At 68.7% G+C, this 4,360-nt stretch carries 6 protein-coding genes; 2 read left to right on the plus strand and 4 right to left on the minus strand.

Going from position 1 to position 4,360, the window contains the following annotated elements; genetic code table 11:
- The 3 genes from ACLFOB_RS14365 to ACLFOB_RS14375 form a co-directional block, all read right to left on the minus strand.
- On the minus strand, positions 1-154 hold a 154-nt coding region (locus ACLFOB_RS14365), incomplete at its 3' end, for a LysR family transcriptional regulator (RefSeq protein WP_410926529.1).
- Between the two features lie 39 nt (positions 155-193).
- On the minus strand, positions 194-718 hold the full coding sequence (locus ACLFOB_RS14370; protein WP_410926525.1) for a hypothetical protein: 525 nt from the start codon (positions 716-718) through the stop codon (positions 194-196).
- Positions 719-746: 28 nt separating this feature from the next.
- Entirely contained in the window at positions 747-1,943 is a 1,197-nt protein-coding gene (locus ACLFOB_RS14375; protein ID WP_410916790.1) for a class I SAM-dependent methyltransferase, read from the minus strand.
- 52 nt (positions 1,944-1,995) lie between these two features.
- Between ACLFOB_RS14375 and ACLFOB_RS14380 the strand changes: the two genes are divergently transcribed.
- Both ACLFOB_RS14380 and ACLFOB_RS14385 read left to right on the plus strand, forming a co-directional pair.
- A complete protein-coding gene (locus ACLFOB_RS14380; protein ID WP_410926526.1) occupies positions 1,996-2,763 on the plus strand; it encodes a hypothetical protein in 768 nt (255 codons plus the stop codon).
- Positions 2,764-2,797: 34 nt separating this feature from the next.
- Complete coding sequence (locus ACLFOB_RS14385) at positions 2,798-3,439, plus strand: hypothetical protein (RefSeq protein WP_410926527.1); 642 nt, start codon at positions 2,798-2,800, stop codon at positions 3,437-3,439.
- 3 nt (positions 3,440-3,442) lie between these two features.
- On the opposite strand, the gene ACLFOB_RS14390 is transcribed toward ACLFOB_RS14385, so the two are convergent.
- Positions 3,443-4,360 (minus strand): DUF4384 domain-containing protein (locus ACLFOB_RS14390; RefSeq protein ID WP_410926528.1); only part of this gene is annotated, 918 nt, incomplete at its 5' end.

A 4,360-nucleotide genomic window follows, 5' to 3' on the forward strand; every position in this document is an offset into this window, starting at 1 on the left:
TGCGGATGATCAGCCGCGTCTTCATCTGCGCCTCGAGCCCGGCGAGCCGTCGACTTACGGTGGATTTCGGCAGGCCGAGCGCCCGTCCGGCCTTGAGGATGCCGCGATGTTCGACGATGCTCACGAACAAGCGAAGATCGTTCAGATCAAGCATATACAATCGCCCCCCTCGGCGAGGTCGGACCGGGCCGCCTCATGGGTCGGATCGAGAGCCGTTCCGCGCTGCCTTGCGGCGCGCGGCGCGGCGTCGCTGCTTGCGGCCGACCTCGCTGTAGCCGGTATGCTTGATACGGGTGTGGTGCGCAGGCCGGAAATCCTTGTCCGGGTGCCAGCAGACCACGGTCTCTCCGGCCACGCGCGTTTCGAACAGGGTGCCCTTCCAGACTGTATAGGTCCTGAGCGTTGTCTCGAGGTCCGGCTGGTCCACGTATTCGAGAAAGATCGCCAGGGGCTTGTCCTTGTTGGTCTCCATCACGGCAAGCAGGCGCTCGGCCCGTTTCATGTAGACGGTGCGCGCGTGACTGAAATAAAGGCCGCGCACGCCGCCCAGAAGATGCTTGAGAACCTCGACCGGCGTGCCGAGGGGCACCTCGGGCAGGCTGCTGTAGCTTCCCAGAAGTCCGTCGAGCCAGCCCAGCGACTGAGAGCGCTCGACCTTGTCCAGGATGTCCGCGTTCATCTCGGTCAGGCTGATCGACTCCAGATCGTGCAGGCCCATGATCCCCTCCCTCGATGATCGCGGCCGTTCAGGCGCGCAGGTCGAAGCCGTTCTCTTGAGACGCCTCAAGGACGGCACGCCACGCCGGCGGCGCATAACTCCTGGTGCGGGCGCGGGTGCGGATGGCGCAGCCCATGCGCTCTGCCTCTGCCTTCACCTCTTCGGCCTCCCCTGCCGAGAGGCCGGCGACATGAAGCGGCCCCTCGATCCGGGCGCAACTCTCGGGCGGGCCGACCGCGAGCGGCAGCAGAAGCACGGTGCCCGGCGGGACGGATTCGGCGATCAGTGCCTCCATGCGCCGCGCCTTTTCCTCGTCGCGAAAGGGGCGGTAGGCATAAATGACGTCGTAGCCGGCATAGCCGTCGAACTGCAGCGCATCGACCTCGAACACGCGTGTGTCCAGCCCGGGCGCCTGTGCCAGCAACCGGCGGGCCGCCGCGGCGTGCGCGGGGTCGAACTCGACACCGTCCGCTCCGTCGAACACGCGCGTCGCAGTCAGCACCTTCAGACCACCGCCGCAGCCGACATCGAGAAAGCGGGTGGGTCCGCTGCGGCCCAGGGCCAGAATCACGCGGTGCGCTGCGTGGATGTGCTCCAGAAAGCCGGAGTGCGGCATCGGGATGTCGTCGTGGCACCCATGATCGCGCGCCACGTCCGACTGCGGGGCACCGTTGAACATGCTGTGCATGAGCGCCAGCAGATCGTCCGTCATCCGCACCTGCGCTGCGTGCCGCGGATCCGCGGGCTGCTCGGGATAGAGCGGCAGCCTTTCGGGCGGCGCCTGACCCATGACCAGCGCCTGGATGCCGGGCCAGGCGTTCAGCGTGCGCCGCAATTGGCCGGCAGCGACCGTGACGCGGTGCCACCGTCGCTCGGTCTCGATCAATCCCTCGCGATCCGTGGCCGCTTGCTTCTCCGCAGCGAGGGTGCGTTGAATGTTCATGAGCAGGAAAGTGCCCTGGTGCAGGCTCTTGGTCATCGACTGGCAGAGTGCCCTGATGCGCTCGGGCGCCGTCCACGGGCGCGCCGCGACCATTTGCGAGAGGTCGGCGCCGACCCGCCGGCATTCGGCTTCCATGCGGTCAATTTCGGCGGCGAAGTCATCGGGGCCGGGCGTCTGTTGCAGCATTTGTTCCTCATGCCCGGTCAGTTGCGAGTGGCAAAAATCTAACACGACGCCTTCGCCAGCGGAATGTCCGTTCCAATGGCTGTCCATCACGGGCATGATGAAAACGGTTCAGTGGCGCGGCTGATAGTGCCGCAGCGTGGAGTCGCACATGTTGCAAGGCAAGATCGCGCAATGCGCGCTCGCGCCGCTGGTGTTCGGTGCCGCCCTGGCCGTGCCGGGCGCGACGGCGGCGCAGGTGGCCGAATCGGGCACGCCTCGGCAAAAGCTCGTGACGCTCGTGGGGATTCCTTCGGGCACGACCGCGCCGCATGGGGCACTCTACTTCTCGCTGTCCGGTGCGAACCGGCAGAGCGCGGCGAACGACGATCCCGACGGTTCGTTGTCTTTCGGGGCAGGGTTCGGCAACGCCGACGAGGCGATCGGCGTTCAGCTTTCGGCGACGCTCACCTCGCTCACCGACGACTTCGGGGATTCCGGCTATTTCGGCATCAAGGCCTCGCGCCGGCTTCATGCCGGAGAGAACGCGTTGAGTTATGTCTCGCTGTCGGCCGACCGGATCGGCGGCTGGGGCGCGGCGGAAGACGACGACGTGCGCGCCGATCTCGCCTTCACCACCTTCACGCGAACCGCGGATGGCGCCTATCCGGTGATGCTCACGTTGGGGGCAGGCACGCATCGGCGCGACAACGAGACCGAACCAGGCTTGTTCGCGGGTGCCGGCATCGGGCTTACGCCGAACTTCGGTGCGAGTCTCGCCTGGACGGGCGAGACGGCGACCCTTGGCGCCTCCTTCCGGGTCGATGGTCTGGACAACGTCTATTTCACCCTCGCCGGCGAGGACATTTTCGATCAGCGGGATCGCCAGCGGATCAGCTTCACGGCCAGCATCATCAGTTTCGACCTGTTCGGGGGATAGTCCAATGGCTGCACGCGCGAACGCAGTTTCCGCAGTGGTCGCGGCGCTCGTGGCCGCGGCACTCGTCGCGTCGCTTGCGCAGGCCGGCGACGACCCGATCGACGGCGCCGGCCCGGTCTTCGTGCCCACCCCGCCGGCACCGCAACCAGACGGGGGCACGGGCGGGGACACGCGGCAGGCCGCAGCGGCGCAGGCGGCTGCCCTGGCCGCGACCGAGGTAAGCGACACGGCCACCGCGGCGATCACGCGCGAGCTGGCCGCAGCCCGGAGCTTCTGCGGCCGCATCGTGGACCAGGACTACATCGTCGACTGTCTGGCGTCGGAAATCGGCGATCTGGCAGACCGCATGGCGGAGAGCGGGGATTACGCGTTCGTGCGCGAGCAGATCGCGCAGGCCTCCCGCAGCCTGAGCGATCTGGCGCAGGCCAATCGCGCGCCGGAAAAGCCGCGGGTGCGCGCGCGCCGCGAAGGGGCCGCGCCGCAGTTGTCCAGCCGCCCGCTGACTCCGACCCGCGCCGAGGCGCTGGACGATGTGCTCGAGGACGCGGCGAACATTCTCGAGGAGGTGGAGACCACCCTGTTGCGCTCCACCCAGCAGGGCGACGAGCGGCGCGTGCACTTCGATCGCATCGCAGAGGCGGTCGGTTCCAACAAGGTGCTGCTGCGCTCGCTCTGAGGGTCAGCCCGGCCCGGTCGTGACGAAGAAATAGACCCACTCGCCGCGATAGTCCGGATCCTCGGCGCGCGCGGCGGAAATGCTTGCGCGCAGCGCCTCCAGATACGGCAGCGCCGGCTCGACCATCGGGCGGGGCGCGGCGAAGAGCGGGCGGGAGCTTGCGAAGGCCACGGCAAACTCCTGCCCGAAGGGCGGCGCGATGCGGATGTCGAGCGAGGGGCCGTCCGGACGGGGCGCGCCGACCTCGACCCGCGCCTCGGGCGCCAGCCGTTCAAGAGGCACGGTCTCGTTCGGTTGCAGGTGGATCACCCGCCCGGCGGCATCGAAGTAATCGACATAGACATAGGACGGATAGTCCGGCGCCTCGAGGTCCAGGATCAGCCGCTCGCCCTCGGCATAGCGATACTCGCGGACATGTGCCGCCTGCCCGATGATGCGCGGGTTGGTGAACTGCTCGGCCGATTGCGGCAGACCCACGCGCGCTACGGCGCCAAGCATGTCGCATTGCGGCCGCGGCAACACGAGAACGCGGTCGTCGATCGGGATCGAATCCCCCAGCCGGGCGCGCAGCGCATCGCGCACGGGCGCGGCCGCGGCGGGCTCGGGGACATGGCCGCGCAACGCGAGCGTGCCGCTTTCGGGCTGGAAGATCGCCTGCAGGCGCGCGCAGCCCACCGCGCCGAGCGCGCCCTCGATCCCGTCGCGCAGGGGGTCGCCCTCGGCGCGCGCCGCATCGGGTTGCATGAAGGCCGAAATCGCGGCGAGAGAGGCGCTGTCCACGCTCTCCTGACCGCTGCCGCTCCAGGCGAGGACGGCGCTCGCGCTGTCGCTCGGCGGGGCGCTTGGGCCGAGCTGGGTGGCGAGACGGGCGCTCTGCGTGCGGCCGGCCGGGACCGCCTCGGGTGAAGAGGCGGCGGCCGC

Origin of the sequence: Rhodosalinus sp., from assembly GCF_046542825.1 — a bacterium.
Lineage (GTDB): Bacteria > Pseudomonadota > Alphaproteobacteria > Rhodobacterales > Rhodobacteraceae > Rhodosalinus.